Annotated in this window: 14 protein-coding genes; 12 read left to right on the top strand and 2 right to left on the bottom strand. The window is 68.7% G+C overall.

All coding sequences use genetic code 11. The features are described from left to right. Window positions 1–18 precede the first annotated feature (18 nt). Window positions 19–1080 carry a LacI family DNA-binding transcriptional regulator gene (locus Q0Q47_RS01985; RefSeq protein ID WP_293853734.1) on the bottom strand — a complete coding sequence of 354 codons (1062 nt, stop codon included), beginning with the start codon at window positions 1078–1080 and terminating at the stop codon, window positions 19–21. Between the two features lie 186 nt (window positions 1081–1266). Here Q0Q47_RS01985 and Q0Q47_RS01980 point away from each other — a divergent pair, with 186 nt between their 5' ends. The 12 genes from Q0Q47_RS01980 to Q0Q47_RS01925 all read left to right on the top strand — a co-directional run bounded on the left by Q0Q47_RS01980 (window position 1267) and on the right by Q0Q47_RS01925 (window position 13799). After that, window positions 1267–2577, top strand: a complete 1311-nt coding sequence (locus tag Q0Q47_RS01980) for an ABC transporter substrate-binding protein (protein ID WP_293853733.1) — start codon at window positions 1267–1269, stop codon at window positions 2575–2577. A 98-nt stretch (window positions 2578–2675) separates the two neighbouring features. Next, window positions 2676–3551, top strand: a complete 876-nt coding sequence (locus tag Q0Q47_RS01975) for a carbohydrate ABC transporter permease (protein WP_293853731.1) — start codon at window positions 2676–2678, stop codon at window positions 3549–3551. Continuing rightward, window positions 3548–4438, top strand: a complete 891-nt coding sequence (locus Q0Q47_RS01970; protein WP_293853729.1) for a carbohydrate ABC transporter permease — start codon at window positions 3548–3550, stop codon at window positions 4436–4438. The genes Q0Q47_RS01975 and Q0Q47_RS01970 overlap by 4 nt, the downstream gene beginning before the upstream one ends. A 13-nt stretch (window positions 4439–4451) precedes the next feature. Continuing rightward, a complete protein-coding gene (locus tag Q0Q47_RS01965) occupies window positions 4452–5507 on the top strand; it encodes an ABC transporter ATP-binding protein (RefSeq protein ID WP_293853728.1) in 1056 nt (351 codons plus the stop codon). A 15-nt stretch (window positions 5508–5522) separates the two neighbouring features. After that, window positions 5523–6668, top strand: a complete 1146-nt coding sequence (locus Q0Q47_RS01960) for a cupin domain-containing protein (RefSeq protein ID WP_293853726.1) — start codon at window positions 5523–5525, stop codon at window positions 6666–6668. 4 nt (window positions 6669–6672) lie between these two features. Beyond that, window positions 6673–7440, top strand: a complete 768-nt coding sequence (locus tag Q0Q47_RS01955; RefSeq protein WP_293853724.1) for an aldolase/citrate lyase family protein — start codon at window positions 6673–6675, stop codon at window positions 7438–7440. Next, window positions 7437–8231, top strand: coding sequence for an alpha/beta fold hydrolase (locus tag Q0Q47_RS01950; RefSeq protein ID WP_293853722.1), 795 nt, complete (start codon window positions 7437–7439; stop codon window positions 8229–8231). The genes Q0Q47_RS01955 and Q0Q47_RS01950 overlap by 4 nt, the downstream gene beginning before the upstream one ends. Further along, window positions 8228–9343, top strand: coding sequence for an ester cyclase (locus tag Q0Q47_RS01945; RefSeq protein WP_293853720.1), 1116 nt, complete (start codon window positions 8228–8230; stop codon window positions 9341–9343). The genes Q0Q47_RS01950 and Q0Q47_RS01945 overlap by 4 nt, the downstream gene beginning before the upstream one ends. A 1-nt stretch (window position 9344) precedes the next feature. Further along, entirely contained in the window at window positions 9345–10232 is an 888-nt protein-coding gene (locus tag Q0Q47_RS01940; RefSeq protein ID WP_293853719.1) for an NAD(P)-dependent oxidoreductase, read from the top strand. Window positions 10233–10261: 29 nt separating this feature from the next. Then, the gene (gene hisD / locus Q0Q47_RS01935; RefSeq protein WP_293853717.1) at window positions 10262–11569 is read left to right on the top strand and encodes a histidinol dehydrogenase; all 1308 of its coding nucleotides are present in this window, start codon (window positions 10262–10264) and stop codon (window positions 11567–11569) included. 307 nt (window positions 11570–11876) lie between these two features. After that, window positions 11877–12989 (top strand): ester cyclase, encoded by a 1113-nt coding sequence (locus tag Q0Q47_RS01930; RefSeq protein ID WP_293853715.1) that lies wholly within the window; start codon window positions 11877–11879, stop codon window positions 12987–12989. Window positions 12990–13094: 105 nt separating this feature from the next. Continuing rightward, the gene (locus Q0Q47_RS01925) at window positions 13095–13799 is read left to right on the top strand and encodes a L,D-transpeptidase (RefSeq protein ID WP_293853713.1); all 705 of its coding nucleotides are present in this window, start codon (window positions 13095–13097) and stop codon (window positions 13797–13799) included. 66 nt (window positions 13800–13865) lie between these two features. Here Q0Q47_RS01925 and Q0Q47_RS01920 read toward each other — a convergent pair whose 3' ends face one another. Next, window positions 13866–14705, bottom strand: a complete 840-nt coding sequence (locus Q0Q47_RS01920; protein ID WP_293853711.1) for an alpha/beta hydrolase — start codon at window positions 14703–14705, stop codon at window positions 13866–13868. Window positions 14706–14771: the final 66 nt, after the last annotated feature.

The following is a 14771-nucleotide window of genomic DNA, read 5'->3' as shown; positions in this document are numbered from 1 at the left end:
AGTGGAAGGGGAGGGCGGTCAGCCGGCCGGCCGGCGCGTCGATCCGCGGATCTTCAGTTCGGCCGGCATGAGGCGGCGCTCGGAACCGATCGCCGTGCCCGCGATGTGCTCCTCGAGCATGCGGATGGCTGCGCGGGTGAGCATCTCGACCGGCTGGCGCAGCGTGGTCAGGTCGTGCGACGGCCAGGCGGATTCGGGCAGGTCGTCGAAGCCCGTCACCTGCACGTCGGCCGGCACGCTGAGCCCGAGGTCGAAGCGGGCCGAGTCCATCAGGCCGAGCGCCATGGCATCGTTGGCGCACAGGACGGTGTCGGGGCGCTTCTTGCGGGCCAGGAGGTCCCGGCCGACGGCGCGGCCGCCGTCGTAGGAATAGTCCGCGTGGATGACCTCGTCGATCGCCAGGCCATGGCGGACCAACGCCTGCCGGGCGCCGGCGAGGCGGTCCTCGCTGACCACGGCGCCCTTGGGTCCGGCGACGAAGGCCACCCGGCGCGGAGTGCCGCCCACCAGGTGGTCGACGAGGTCGGACATGCCGGTGGCATGGTCGCAGCCCACCGCCGAGGCGAAGCCGCCCCGCGGCACGCGGTTGTAGAGGACGAGCGGAATGCGGTGGCGCTCGCAGGCTTCCAGGAGGTCGGGCTCCATCGACGTCGCCGCGACGATTCCGTCGACGTGGTAGCCGGCGAGGTCGTTGAAGACCTCGGCGGCCAGCGCGTCGAAGTCCACGGTGAACACGAGCATGCGGTTGCCGCGGGCCTGGATCTCCTGGCCGAGCTGGAACAGCACTTCGGGGTAGTTGCGGCTGGTCTGGGCGGTCACCAGCACGGCGATGAGGTTGGAGCGGCGCGTGATGAGCGACCGGGCGACGATGTTGGGCGCATAGCCCAGCGCCTGCGCGGCCCGCTCGACCTTGGCCCGCGTCTCGGGCGAGACCGAGCCGCCGTCGCGGAAGGTGCGCGAGACGGCCGACTGCGAAACGCCGGCGAGCTTGGCGACATCGTAGGACGTGACGCGGCGGGCGCTGTCGCCCAGCAGCGCATCCACCCGGTCCTCCCAATCCGCTTCTGATTGCGAATGCATCAGCGATTTGTCCTCTGCGACAAGAAATGCGGGGGAACAGAAGGGAATTGCAAGCGTGTTTTTCGTGCGAAAATTGGAATGCATTGATCTACCGCATTGCAACAACGAATTTCAATGCACGCCGCCTTGCATTCGCAGTCAACGTGTGGAAGCCTGCTCGCGAGAACAAGCGCAGGAGGGACACCCATGACAATCACACGTCGCCAGGCTCTGGGCGGAGCCGCCGCCATGGCCACCGCAGGGCTTTTGGGCCAGCAGCGCGCGCTGGCCGGAATCACCCCCGGCAAGCCCTTTGCCGGCAAAGAGATCAAGGTCCTCGCGGTCACCTCGACCCAGTTCACCGCCCACGCGAAGAAGGTCGCGGCCTTCACCGAGCAGACGGGCATCAAGGTCACCTACGTCTACGTCCCCTTCGCCGCGCTGCGCGAGCGCCTGACCGCCGAGATGGTCGGCGGCTCGGACGACTTCGACCTGATCACGGCCATGGACGTCTGGATTCCGCCGCTGGTCGACAAGTACCTGATCCCGCTCGACAAGGAGCTGGCGGCCCGCAAGATCGACCTCAACCGCTATCCGTCGGCGTTCCGCAGCGCGGGCGCTTTCTCCACCGGCACCTACGGCCTGCCGGTGCGCTGCCACATCCAGCTGCTCTGGTACCGCAAGGACCTGTTCGACAAGGCCGGCCTGCAGCCGCCCAAGACCTGGGAAGAGCTCGTCACCAGCGGCAAGGCGCTGCAGGAGGCCAATCCCGGCGTGGCCGGCGTGACCATCCCCTACGGCCGCAATGACGGCCAGAACCTGATGGTCTGGTACAACTTCCTGTGGGGCAAGGGCGGCGACCTGTTCGACGCCAACATGAAGCCGATCTTCAACAGCCCGCAGGGCATTGCCGCGGCGCAGGACTTCGTGGACATCATCCTCAAGCACAAGATCGCGCCTCCCGGCGCGGGCTCGTTCAACGAGGCGGATGCCAACACGGTGTTCTTCCAGGGCAAGGCGGCCATGGTGCCGACCTGGTGGCACGTCTACAACCGCCTGTTCCTCCCCGACGCGACGATCAAGCCGGACCAGGCGGGCTTCGTGCCGCTGCCGTCCTACCCGGGCTCGGGGCCGACGACCTACACCAACCAGTGGATCTACGGCGTCAACGGCAAGTCGAAGAACCGCGATGCGGCGATGGAGTTCATGGACTACATCACCTCGGCCGACATCGAGCGCCAGATCCTGGTCGACCCGGCCGAGAACGACGTGGTGTGCGTGCACTGGCAGAACCTGCGCGACCCGGCCGTCAACGCCCGCTTCCGCGGCATGCACGGGATCGCCGCCAAGGCGCTCGAGAGCACCACGAAGTCGATCCCGAACATCCCCGAGTTCCTGCCGATCGTCGATTCACTGGCCTCCGCCATGTCGGAGGTCGTCACCTCCGGCAAGGGCGTGAAGGAGGCCCTGGACGGCGCCGCCGCGCAGGCCACCCGCATCATGAAGCGCGCCGGCTGAGCCGGCTCCTTCCCCCTCGTTGACACCGCCGCCGGCGCGAGCCGGCGGCGGACCAGTTTCCCCGTGTCTCGGCCTTGATCGATCGGACCCCGTCTCGCATGCGTCAGCGCGCTCTCGCCTTCGGATTGCTGGCTCCCGCGCTCGCCATCGTGGCCTTCACCACGGTGTATCCGATGCTGAGCTCGTTCTGGACGAGCTTCCACATCCTGAACCTGTCAAGGAGCATCGAGCTCGGCCGCTTCATCGGCATCGAGAACTACACCGAGGCCTTCAACGAGGACCCCGAGTTCTGGCAGGTGATGCGCGTCACCGCGGCCTTCGTGGTGCTCGACGTGACCTTCACCATCCTCGCGGCGCTCGGCCTCGCCATCCTGCTTCTGCGCCAGGGCTTCGGCACGTCCATCCTGCGCACGCTGCTGATCCTGCCTTTCGCGATGAGCCCCGCGCTGATCGGCATCTCCTGGCGGTTCATGCTGAACCCCGACTTCGGCGCCTTCAACCGCACCATCGCGGCGGTGCTGCCCTTCATGCGCAACACCGACTACCTGGCGAGCCCCACCATGGCGATGGGCGCGCTGATCTCGGCCGACGTGTGGCACTGGGCGCCGTACTTCACCTTCATGCTGATGGGCGGCCTCGCCTCCATCCCGCCGGAGACGCAGGAGGCCGCGCGCATCGACGGTGCCAGCGACTGGCGCGTCTTCCGCGACGTCACGCTGCCCCAGCTCGCCCCCGTGCTGCTGGTCGCCATCATCCTGAAGTCGGTCTTCGCGCTGAAGGTCTTCGACAGCATCGTGACGATGACGGGCGGGGGGCCGGGGCGCTCCACCACCACGCTCGCCTTCTTCGCCTATCACATCGGCTTCCGCGACTATCAGTTCGGCTACGCCGCCGCGGTCGCCTACGTGCTCACGGCGATCCTGTTCCTGTTCTCGCTGTCCTACATGCGCTTCGCGTTCCGGAGGACGGCATGAACGCGGTCGCCACCTCCCTGTCCCGGCCGGTCGTCACGCCGGAGGCCGCACGGCGGCGCCAGCGCGCGCAGCGCCGCCGCGCGGTCCTGAAGGTGCTGGAAGTCGGCGTGCTGCTGTTCGTGGCGGCGCTCATCGTCTTCCCCATCGCCTGGATGGTGATGACGGCCTTCAAGACGCCGATCACGGTCTATTCCTACACGATCTGGTTCCAGCCGACGCTCGACAACTTCCGCGAGGTGTTCAACCCGCGCTGGGGCATCGCGCAGAAGGTCGTGAACTCGACCATCATCGCCTGCTCGACGGTGGTGATCGCCATCCCCATCGCGGTCAGCGCGGCCTACGCCTTCTCCCGCCTGCAGTTCCCGCTGAAGCGCGTCACCTTCCAGTGGATCCTGCTCACCCAGTTCATCCCGGCGGTGACGATCGTCCTGCCGTTCTACGTGATGTTCAGGAAGCTCGGCCTGCTGGACACCTACGCCGCGCTGATCATCGTCGACCTCGCCATCGTGCTCCCCTACGCGATCTGGACCATCAAGGGTTTCATCGACGCGATCCCGCTGGAGGCGGAGGAGGCGGCGATCATCGACGGCGCGAGCCGGCTGCGCGTGATCTGGGACATCGTGGTGCCGATGGCGCGCCCCGGTATCCTCACCGCGGCGATCTTCTGCTTCATCCTCACCTGGAACGAGTTCCTGTTCGGCTACCTGCTGTCGCGCCAGAAGGCCGTGCCACTGCCGGTCGGCATCATCGGCTTCCTGTTGGAGCGCGGGCCCGTGTGGGAGCTCATCGCCGCCACCGGCATCATCATCACCATCCCGATGTTCTTCTTCGCGCTCATCATCCAGCGGCACTTCACGAAAGGCATGAATCTCGGCGCCGTGCGCTGAGAGCGGAGCACCCATGGCCAGCATCCAGTTCAACGCCGTCACCAAGCGCTGGGGCGACTTCTTCGGGGTCCGCGAGCTCGACCTCGCGGTCGCCGACCAGGAGTTCCTGGTGCTGCTGGGCCCCTCGGGCTGCGGCAAGACAACGACCATGCGGATGGTCGCCGGGCTGGAGGAGCCCTCGAGCGGCGAGATCTTCATCGGCGACGATCTCGTCAACGACATGCCGCCGCGCGAGCGCGACATCGCGATGGTGTTCCAGAACTATGGCCTCTACCCGCACATGAGCGTGCGCGACAACATCGGCTATCCGCTGAAGGTCCGCGGCATCCCCCGCGAGGACGCACAGAAGCGCATCGACGCGGCCGCCGCCAAGGTCGAACTCGGGCCGTTTCTCGAGCGCAAGCCCGCCCAGCTCTCCGGCGGTCAGCGCCAGCGCGTGGCGCTGGCGCGTTCTCTGGTGCGCACCCCGCGCGTCTTCCTCATGGACGAGCCGCTGTCGAACCTCGACGCCAAGCTGCGCGTCACCATGCGCGCCGAGCTCAAGCATCTGCACCACGAGCTGCGCATCACCACCATCTACGTCACCCACGACCAGATGGAGGCGATGACGCTCGCCACCCGCGTCGGCGTGATGAACAAGGGCGTGATGCAACAGCTCGCGCCCCCGGAGGAGGTCTACAACGACCCCGCCAACATGTTCGTCGCCGGCTTCATCGGCTCACCGAGCATGAACCTCGTCCACGGCGACCTCGTCGACGGCACCTTCCGGGCCGAAGGCGTCGCCGTGCCCGGCATCGGCGGCGGCTCGCGCACCGGTGTCGTCCTCGGCATCCGTCCCGAAGACCTGCGGGTCGTCGGTCCGGGCCAGGGCGTCTTCGACGCCCCCGTCTATTCCTCCGAACTCACCGGCGAGTCCACGCTCGTCACCTTCAACGTCGGCGGCAGGCATGTCTGCGCGCGCGGCGACCGCCACTTCCGCTGCGAGATCGGCGAAGTGGTCGGCGTCGCGGTGGACCCCCAGCGGGCCTACCTGTTCGACGCCGCCACCGAGAACCGCATTCGCCTTTAAGGAAAGAGGACCGCCATGACCGACATCGTCGTTTCCGCCCGGGAGGCGCAGGAACGCCTCATCCGGCGCGACCAGTACGTCTCGTGCTCCGTCGCCTTCATCGACTGCAAGAAGCCGGGCTCGCACCTTAAGCAGAACTACTCGATGATCGGGCCAGGCGTGACCACGTCCACCGACCAGGTCATCAACCTGCGCGAGCCGCACGGCTTCAACGTCGGCGCGGCCGCCATGCCGCACGGCATCACCAACAACCTGCACATCCACTTCACCGCGGAAGTGTTCCTCGTCTTCAAGGGCGAGTGGAAGTTCCGCTGGGGACCGAACGGCGACGACGGCGAGATCGTCGGCAAGACCGGCGACATCGTCTCGGTGCCGACCTGGATCTTCCGGGGCTTCACCAATGTGGGCCCGGATGACGGCTGGATCTTCACGACGCTCGGCGGCGACGATACCGGCGGCATCATCTGGCATCCGTCCATCATCAAGGAAGCGGCCCAGTATGGTCTCTACCTGACCAAGGACAACTTCCTCGTCGACACCACCAAGGGCCAGGAGAAGCCCGCCGACGAGGATCTCATCAAGGTCATCCCGGACGAGGAGATCGCCAAGCTGCGCCGCTACACGGTGGATGAGATGCGCCAGCGCATCGTCACCCGGGAGGAGCGCGCCTGGTCGAAGGACGCGCTGCTCGACAGCGGCCTGCCGGGTCATGCCTCGGAGATGGCGCCGGTGATCGGCTACGGCATCACCCAGGACCGAAATCACGCGCCCAAGATCACCAACCCCCACGGGTTTTCGATCGAGTGGCTGAAGCTGCCCCCGGGCCAGTCCGTGTCCCGCTTCCGCGTCAAGGAAAAGCAGGTCCTGCAGATCCTGACGGGCACGGTGGCCGTGACCCTGAACGGCCCTGGCGAGGAGGTCGAGATGCAGGCCGGACCGTGGGATACGGCCTCGATCCCGGCCCATGCCTGGCGTTCCATCCGCAACCTCGGTGACACGGACGCCGAGATCGTGGTCGTGACCGCCGGCGACGGCCGCAAGACGCCGGAATGGGCGCCGGAGGTGCTGGAAGCGGCGAGGGCCATGGGCCGCGCCGTCGATAAGAGCGGCTTCATCGCGCGCGCCGACCTGCTGCCGGTCTACGCCATGGGCAAGCTCTGATCCCATGCGCCCCAACCGGCTCAAGCAGCTTGCGGCGGCGGGCACGCCCGCCGTCAACGCCTGGCTCGCGATCCCCTCGGCCTATTCGGCCGAGGTGATGGGGCACCAGGGGTTCGACAGCGTCACTGTCGACCTGCAGCACGGCATGGTCGGCTTCGACGCCGCCGTGGCGATGCTGCAGGCGATCGCCTCGACCCCCGCGGTGCCGCTCGCCCGCGTGTCGCGCAACGAGCCGGCGCTGGTGATGCAACTCCTCGACGCCGGCGCCTACGGCATCATCTGCCCGATGATCTCGACGGTCGCCGAGGCCGAGCTCTTCGTCTCCGCTTGCCGCTACCCGCCGAAGGGCCAGCGCTCGTTCGGCCCGGCGCGCGGGCTGCTCTACGGCGGGCCGGACTACTTCGACCACGCGGACGGCGAGATCCTGACGCTCGCCATGCTGGAGACGGCCGAGGCGGTCGCCAATGCCGACGCGATCCTGGCGGTGCCGGGCCTCGACGGCATCTATGTCGGCCCCAACGACCTGTCGCTCGCCATGGGCCGCCGGCCCTCGGCCGAGCCGGACGATCCCGAGGTCGCGGGCACGATCCTGTCGCTCTGCCAGACGACCCGCGCCGCGGGCCGGATCGCCGGCATCTTCTGCTCGTCGGGCGAAGCGGCCGCGCGGCGCATCCGCGAGGGCTTTGGCCTCGTGACGCCCGGCAACGACGTCGGCCTGCTCTCCAAGGCGTCGAAGGCCGCCATCGCCGCCGCCCGCGGGCCGCAGCCGTGACCACCCTGGTGCCAGGCACGGCGCGCCCCGTGTCCGCCGCGGCGCCTGGTCCCGCCGAGCCCCTCGTGCTCTTGCCCGGCACGCTGTGCGACGAGCGCGTCTGGCAGCCCGTCGTCTGCCGCCTCCTGCACCGGCCCGTCATCGTGAAGCCGCTCGTCGGCGAATCCAGCACGGCCGCCATGGCGCGCCGACTGCTCGCGGAACTGCCCGCGCGCTTTTCGCTGGCCGGCTTCTCGCTCGGCGGCATCGTGGCGCTCGAGATGATCGCCCAGGCGCCGGAGCGCATCGCGCGCCTTGCCCTTGTCGACACGAACGCCCGCCCGGATCCGCCGGCCAACCACACCGCCCGTCGCAACGCGGTCGAACGGGCCGCGCAGCTCGGCATGGAACGCTACGTCTCCGACAAGCTGTGGTCGGTGTATGTCAGCGGCGACCACGTGGCCGACGAGGCGAAGCGCAGCCTCGTCGCCGCCATGTCGGCCGCAGCCGGCCTCGACACGTTCCGGAGCCAGAGCGAACTGGCCATCAGCCGTGCCGACAGCCGCCCGCGCCTCGGCGCGATCCGCGTGCCGACGCTCGTGCTGTGCGGCGCCGAGGACAAGCTCTGCACCCCCGCCGTGCACGAGGAGATGGCGGCCGGCATTCCCGGCGCACGTCTCGTCCAGGTGCCGCGCACCGGCCACTTCGCCCTGATCGAGGATCCCGATGCCGTCGCCGCCGCCCTGCGCGACTGGCTCGACCTCGACATCCCGTCTCACTCCGACGTCCGCGTGAAAAGGACTGCGTCATGACCGACCAGAGGCCCACCGATCCCGGCAGCAGCAATGTGCGCGAGGTCCTGCAGTCCGAGCGGCGGGACTTCGTCGATCTCGTTCCGACCGACCGGCCGCGGGCGCATGGACTGCGCGGCTTCGATCCCGAATACACCGACATCGTCGACTACATCGTGCGCTGCACCCACCGCATTTGGGACGAGCGCAATGTGGGGCTCATCTACTCGCACTACACCCACAATTCGGTCGTCTACACGCCGCTCGGCACGATCTACGACCGCGAGGAGGTGGTGCGCGCCACCATCCAGCGCATCGCCGAGTTCCCCGACCGGCGGGGCATGGCGACGCAGGTGATCTGGCGCGGCAACGAGGACGAGGGCTTCTACACCTCCCACCTCGTGACGAGCACCGGACGGCACACGGAGCCCGGGCCCCTCGGGCCGCCCACCAACCGTACCTTCGTGATGCGGACCATTGCCGACTGCATGGTCTACGAGAACAAGATCTACCGCGAGTGGCTGGTGCGCGACGGCTACGCCATGTTCCGCTCGCTGGGCATCGACGTCTGGGCCCACGCGGAGCGCACCGCGAAGGACCTGATCGCCCGCAACGTCGTGCTCACCGACCTCGGCGAGAACGGCCACCGCGTCGGCCAGTATCCGCCCAACGCGAAATGCGACACCTCCATCGCCCACACCGAGAGCGAGGCGGCCTGCCTGCGGTGGATGCACGAGGTGTGGAACCGGCGCATGTATGGCCATCTCAACGAGGTCTATGCGCCCGGCGTGCGCTGGCACGGGCCGGCCATGGCGGAGCTGACCGGCATAGCCTCGCTGATCACGCAGGTGGTGCGCCTTGCCGCCATGATCCCGGATCTGGCCTTCACGCCCCTGCACGTCTGCTCCATCCCCTGCGAGGAAGGCGGCGAGAAGATCGCGGTGCGCTGGATCATGCACGGCCATCACATGGGCTGGGGCGTGCTCGGCGCGCCGACGGGCTGCCCGCTCGTGCTCATGGGCATGAACCACTTCCACGTCCAGGACGGGCAGATCGTCGACGACTGGACCGTCTACGACATCTTCTCGCTCATGGTGCAGGTGAAGGCGGCGCAACTTCAGAAGGCCTCGTGAGATGACCACGATCGCCTTTATCGGGCTTGGCCGCATGGGCCTGCCCATGGCCTCGAACCTGCTGGCGCGCGGCTTTTCCGTCGTCGGCTGCGACCTCGACACGGCGCGCACGGCGGCACTCGCCGCCAAGGGCGCCACCGTCGCCGCGACCGCCGCAGACGCGGCGGCGCAGGCCGACGTGACCTTCTCGATCATCATGAACGACGACATCCTGCGCGCCGTCGCGCTGGGGCCCTCGGGCGTGCTGGCGGGGGCGAAGCCTGGCCACGTCTTCGCCGATCTCTCGACCGTGTCGCCGAAGGCCTCCGGCGAGGTCGAGGCGGCGGCCGCGAAGGCCGGCGTCGGCTATGTCTGCGCCAAGGTCGCCGGCAGCATCGGCCTCGCCGAGACGGCGGGACTGACCTTGTTCGGCTCGGGCGCTGCCGGGGACTTCGAGCGCTGTCGCCCGGCCTTCGAGGCCATGGCCGCCAAGGTGCACCATGTGGGGGAGGGGAGTTCCGCCGCCTACCTGAAGCTCGTGCACAGCCTCATCGTCGGCGTCTACTCCTCGATGATCGGCGAGGCGCTGGCCTTCGGCGAGCGTGGCGGGCTCGATCTCGACACCATGATCGACATCCTCGAGGCCGGGCCGCTGGGCTCGCGCCAGCTGACCCTCAAGGCGCCGATCCTGAAGGAGCGCCGGTTCACCTCGCCGCCCTCCGACATCGACACGGCGGCCAAGGACATGGACCTCATCCTCGACACCGCGCGCCGGGACGCGATGCCGCTGCCGCTCGCCTCCACCGTGCGCCAGCTCCAGGCTGCCGCCCAGGCCGCCGGCCGTGGCAAGCGCGACATCTATTCCATCCTCGAGACCTTCGAGGCCCTCGCTGGCCTCGACAAGGCCTGACGCGACCCTTCCGACAAAGGACCCGACCCATGACCGCGCAGCCCACCCCGCCCGTCGCCGGCACCCGCTACGTCAAGGCGCCGCGCGCGGGCGCGGCCGCCGAGGCCGCCGCCATCGGCGCCACCGTCGCCGAGATCCTGCGCAATGTCCGCGAGGGCGGCGATGACGCCGTCCGCCGCTATTCCAGGGACTTCGACAAGACCGAGGTCGGCGCGCTCGAAGTGACGATGGAGGAACGCGAGGCCGCGCTCGCAGAGCTCGCGCCGCAGACCCGCGCCGACACCGAGTTCGCCATCGGCCGGGTGAAGGCCTTCGCGCAGGCGCAACTCGCCACCATCCTGCCGCTGGAGGTCGAGGCGCTGCCCGGCCTGCATCTCGGCCACCGCGTCATCCCGATCGAGCGCGTGGGCTGCTACGTGCCGGGCGGGCGCTACCCGCTGCTCTCGGCGCCCATCATGACGCTGGTGCCGGCCAAGGTCGCCGGCTGCGACGAAGTGATCGCCTGCCTGCCGCCAACCGCCCATCCGGCCATGATCGCCGGCTGCCATCTGTCGGGCGCCGACCGCATCTTCCGCATCGGCGGCGCGCAGGCCATCGCCGCCATGGCCTACGGCACGCAGTCCGTGCCGGCGGTGAACAAGATCTTCGGCCCGGGCAACGCCTATGTGAACGAGGCCAAGCGCCAGGTCTTCGGCCCCGTCGGCATCGACCAGCTCGCCGGCCCCAGCGAGATCTTCGTCGTGGCGGACTCGACCGGCGACGCCGTCACGATCGCCACCGACCTGCTGGCGCAGGCCGAGCACGACATCCACACCCGCGTCGGCCTCATCACCACCGACAGGGCGCTCGCCGAGGCGACGCTGAAGGAGGTCGAGCGCCAGCTCCAAGGCCTCTCCACGGCGGGCGTCGCCGGCAAGTCCTGGGACAATGCCGGCGAGATCGTGCTTTGCGACGACGAGGCGGCGATGATCGCCTATTCGGACCACGTCGCGGCCGAGCACCTGCAGGTGCACACGGCCGACGCGCAGGGCATGGCCAAGAAGCTGCGCAACTACGGCTCGCTGTTCATCGGCAAGCTGGCCAGCGTCGTCTATTCCGACAAGTGCTGCGGCACCAACCACACGCTGCCGACGGGTGGCGCCGGCCGCTACACGGGCGGCCTGTGGGTCGGCTCCTACGTCAAGATCTGCACGCACCAGTGGCTGGACGAGCGCGGCGTCGACGCCGTCGCCCCGCCCGCCGTGCGCCAGAGCGCCAGCGAAGGGTTGGAAGGACACCGCCGGGCCGCGGCCCTGCGGCTGGAATGGCTGCAGCGCCCGGTGCCGGGCCAGAACTGAGAGACAAAGAGACGGTCAGGAGAACACGACGACGAGGCGATAGGCGCTCTCCCTCCCCTGCAGGGGAGGGTGGCAGCCGCGAAGCGGCTGACGGGTGGGGAACGCGCAGAGGGCGATGTGAGCGGCTGGGGCCGGCCCCGGCCTCTCGCTTCTCCGGCACCACCGCCCCCACCCGTCTCGCGCTGCGCGCGATCCACCCTCCCCTGCAGGGGAGGGAGGGCGCACTGACCGGATACCGGCAGTCAGACGGACACTGTTTGAGGCTCTAAGGACGACGGGGCGCACGATGGCGAAGAAGGGGCGGGCGATGAACGACATGGCAACGGCGAACGGAGCGGCCCAGGGCGGCGCCGTGCTGCAGGTAGAGCGGCGCGACTACACCGAGCTCGCGCCCGACAACCGTCCGCGCGTGCAGAGCCTGCGCGGCTTCGACGACTGCTACACCGACATCGTCGACTACATCGTCCGTTGCACCCACAAGATCTGGGATGAGCGCGACATCGGGCTCATCTACACGCACTACACGCACAACGCGGTTCTCTACCACACCACTGGCGCGCTCTACTCGCGCGAGGAGGTGGTGCACGACACCATCCAGCGGCTCGTGTCGTTCCCCGAGCGCCGTGGCATGGCGACCCAGGTGATCTGGCGCGGCAACGACGTGGACGGCTTCTACACGTCCCACCTCGTGACCGGCGTCGGCCGGCACACCCAGTACGGCCACTTCGGCAAGCCGACCGGGCGCATGTTCTCGTCGCGCACGGTGGCCGACTGCATGATCCTGGAGAACAAGATCTACCGGGAATGGGTCGTGGCCGACCAGATGGCCATCATCCAGCAGCTCGGCCTCGATGGCCGCGCCATCGCCGCCGCCCGCGCCAAGGACATGTTCGCCAGGGGTGTGCGCAACATCGACATCGGCGAGAACCGTCGCCTGCTCGGCCAGTATCCGCCGGAGAGCGAGGCCGACGTCTCGATCGCCCACACCGACACGGAAGCCTGGCTGCTCACACAGCTCCACCACATCTTCAACAAGCGCATGTTCGGCCGCATCCGCGACATCTACGCGCCGACGTGCCAGTGGCATGGCCCGCTGATGAAGGAGTTCTACGGCCCCGCCGCCGTGCTCCACCAGACGCTCGGCCTCGTCGGCTCGTTCCCCGACTGCTCCTTCGTGCCCCAGCACGTCTGCTCGAACCCCTGCGAGGAGGGCGGCGAGAAGGTGGCGGTGCGCTGGATCATGGAAGGCCATCACACCGGCCACGGCATTCTGGGCGTCCCGTCCGGCCAGCGGCTCTTCGTGCTGGGCATGTCGCACTACCACGTCATCGACGGGAAGATCGTCGACGAGTGGACCGTGTACGACGAACTGGCGCTGCAGACGCAGATGGAGTTGGGGGCGTTGGGGGCGCAGGGCTGACAGGCAGGTGCTGTCGCTCTGCTGCAAGGAAAAGAGATCCAAGCCAGGATCCGTTGACCCTGCCCGCCGTTACCCCATCAAGAGGGCACACGGCTGGAGCGATCGATGCTGACACGACGAAACGCGCTTCTGGGTCTCGGAGGCGCGCTCGCGCTTCCACTGTCTGGCTGCGGCACCATGTTCGACAACCAGCTCTTCGCGGGGTTGATGCCCGCCGAGAAGCGCAGTGGGCGGACGCTGAGCCGCCCTAACTATGCGGACGTCTACGCGAAATACCCCGGCGAGCCCCATCCGGTGAATGCCTTTGCCTACACCTCCGTAGACCCGACCTTCCTGCGGCAGGAGGTGGAGTATCGCGGGCCAGAGGCACCCGGCACGATCGTCGTGGCGACGTCGGAGCGGCTCCTCTATCTGGTCGAGCCTGGGCAGCGCGCCACGCGCTACGGGGTCGGCGTGGGCCGCGAAGGCTTCGCCTGGTCCGGTGCGGCGCAGATCAACATGCACCGCAGCTGGCCCGACTGGGTGCCGCCGAAGGAGATGGTCGAGCGCGATCCGGACGTGAAGGCGCAGCTCGTCTCGACGTCGCGCGGCGCCGGCGTTCCCGGCGGGCCGCGCAACCCGCTCGGCGCGCGGGCCATGTACCTTTACACGGCGAGCGGCGACACGGGTTACCGCATCCACGGCACGACCGAGCCAGAGACGGTGGGCACCAACGTGTCGTCGGGCTGCGTACGCCTGATCAACCAGGACATGATCCACCTGTACGGGCGGACTCCCGACGGCACGAAGGTGATCGTCCTCCCAGCCTAGATCAGGCGCCTCCGTCACCGGGGCCATGCTCTCCGTCGGCCTCAACCCGACATCGAAGGTCGACCGCTACCGCGTGCCGGTCCCCGCGCTCGCGATGAACGCCCGCACATCGTCCCAGGCGGCTTCCATGTTGTCGGCGTGGTTGCCGCCGGGGATCCTGACGAAACGCTTCGGGGACTGGGCGAGGGCATAGAGCCGCTCGCCGAACCGGAACGGCACGACGGTGTCGGCGTCGCCGTGCAGGATCAGCAGCGGGCGAGCGATGCCGGCGATGCGCGAAGCCGAGGGGAACCGGTCCTTCATGAGTGCATGGACCGGCACCCACGGATAGCGCTCGGCGGCGACGTCGGGGAGTTCCGTGTAGGGCGCATCGAGGACGAGGGCGGCGAACCGCCGCTCGGTGGCAAGCCGCACGGCGACACCGGAGCCCAGCGATTCCCCGTAGACCACCACCGTGGCGCCCGGCGCCGTCCGGGCGAGCCAGTCGAAGGACGCCCGCGCGTCTTCGGCGAGCCCTTCCTCGGTCGGGGTGCCCGTGGAGCCGTTGTAGCCCCGGTATGCGGGGGCCAGGACGCCGAAGCCTTCCGCCGCGAGGGCCCGCAGCCGACGGGAGATGCGCGGCATCGTTCCGCTGTTGCCGTGGAAGTAGAGGACCGTCGGTCGCCCCTGGTCGGCAGGCCGGTAGAGCGCGACGAGGCGTTCGCCGTCGGACGTGGCGATGGTCGCGTCGCGAAAGCCCGGCAGGTTCAGCTCCGCTACGCCATGGAAGGCGGGGCTGGCATTGAACACCATCGTACGCTGCTTGACGTGGAGCGTGCCGACGGCCGCGACATAGGCGGCGGCCATCATGCCGAGGAGCGCGATCGCAAACGACCTGAGGGACCAGCGCCCCGACATGCGGTTCATCACCTTTGGCTCATGCCTTCGACACGGGCGCCTGGAGGCTGGCCGCGACCGCGGTCGCCCGGTGCT

It is taken from the genome of uncultured Alsobacter sp. (genome assembly GCF_945952055.1).
Lineage (GTDB): Bacteria > Pseudomonadota > Alphaproteobacteria > Rhizobiales > Beijerinckiaceae > Alsobacter.
Note: the sequence above shows the minus strand (reverse complement) of the source record. Positions and strands in the feature narration are given on the sequence as shown.

What these genes read in the sequence shown, in the direction of transcription:
- Q0Q47_RS01985 (WP_293853734.1), bottom strand. Translation starts at nt 1,080, where the DNA reads ATGCATTCGCAATCAGAAGCGGATTGGGAGGACCGGGTGGATGCGCTG.
- Q0Q47_RS01980 (WP_293853733.1), top strand. Translation starts at nt 1,267, where the DNA reads ATGACAATCACACGTCGCCAGGCTCTGGGCGGAGCCGCCGCCATGGCC.
- Q0Q47_RS01975 (WP_293853731.1), top strand. Translation starts at nt 2,676, where the DNA reads ATGCGTCAGCGCGCTCTCGCCTTCGGATTGCTGGCTCCCGCGCTCGCC.
- Q0Q47_RS01970 (WP_293853729.1), top strand. Translation starts at nt 3,548, where the DNA reads ATGAACGCGGTCGCCACCTCCCTGTCCCGGCCGGTCGTCACGCCGGAG.
- Q0Q47_RS01965 (WP_293853728.1), top strand. Translation starts at nt 4,452, where the DNA reads ATGGCCAGCATCCAGTTCAACGCCGTCACCAAGCGCTGGGGCGACTTC.
- Q0Q47_RS01960 (WP_293853726.1), top strand. Translation starts at nt 5,523, where the DNA reads ATGACCGACATCGTCGTTTCCGCCCGGGAGGCGCAGGAACGCCTCATC.
- Q0Q47_RS01955 (WP_293853724.1), top strand. Translation starts at nt 6,673, where the DNA reads ATGCGCCCCAACCGGCTCAAGCAGCTTGCGGCGGCGGGCACGCCCGCC.
- Q0Q47_RS01945 (WP_293853720.1), top strand. Translation starts at nt 8,228, where the DNA reads ATGACCGACCAGAGGCCCACCGATCCCGGCAGCAGCAATGTGCGCGAG.
- Q0Q47_RS01940 (WP_293853719.1), top strand. Translation starts at nt 9,345, where the DNA reads ATGACCACGATCGCCTTTATCGGGCTTGGCCGCATGGGCCTGCCCATG.
- hisD (WP_293853717.1), top strand. Translation starts at nt 10,262, where the DNA reads ATGACCGCGCAGCCCACCCCGCCCGTCGCCGGCACCCGCTACGTCAAG.
- Q0Q47_RS01930 (WP_293853715.1), top strand. Translation starts at nt 11,877, where the DNA reads ATGAACGACATGGCAACGGCGAACGGAGCGGCCCAGGGCGGCGCCGTG.
- Q0Q47_RS01925 (WP_293853713.1), top strand. Translation starts at nt 13,095, where the DNA reads ATGCTGACACGACGAAACGCGCTTCTGGGTCTCGGAGGCGCGCTCGCG.
- Q0Q47_RS01920 (WP_293853711.1), bottom strand. Translation starts at nt 14,705, where the DNA reads ATGAACCGCATGTCGGGGCGCTGGTCCCTCAGGTCGTTTGCGATCGCG.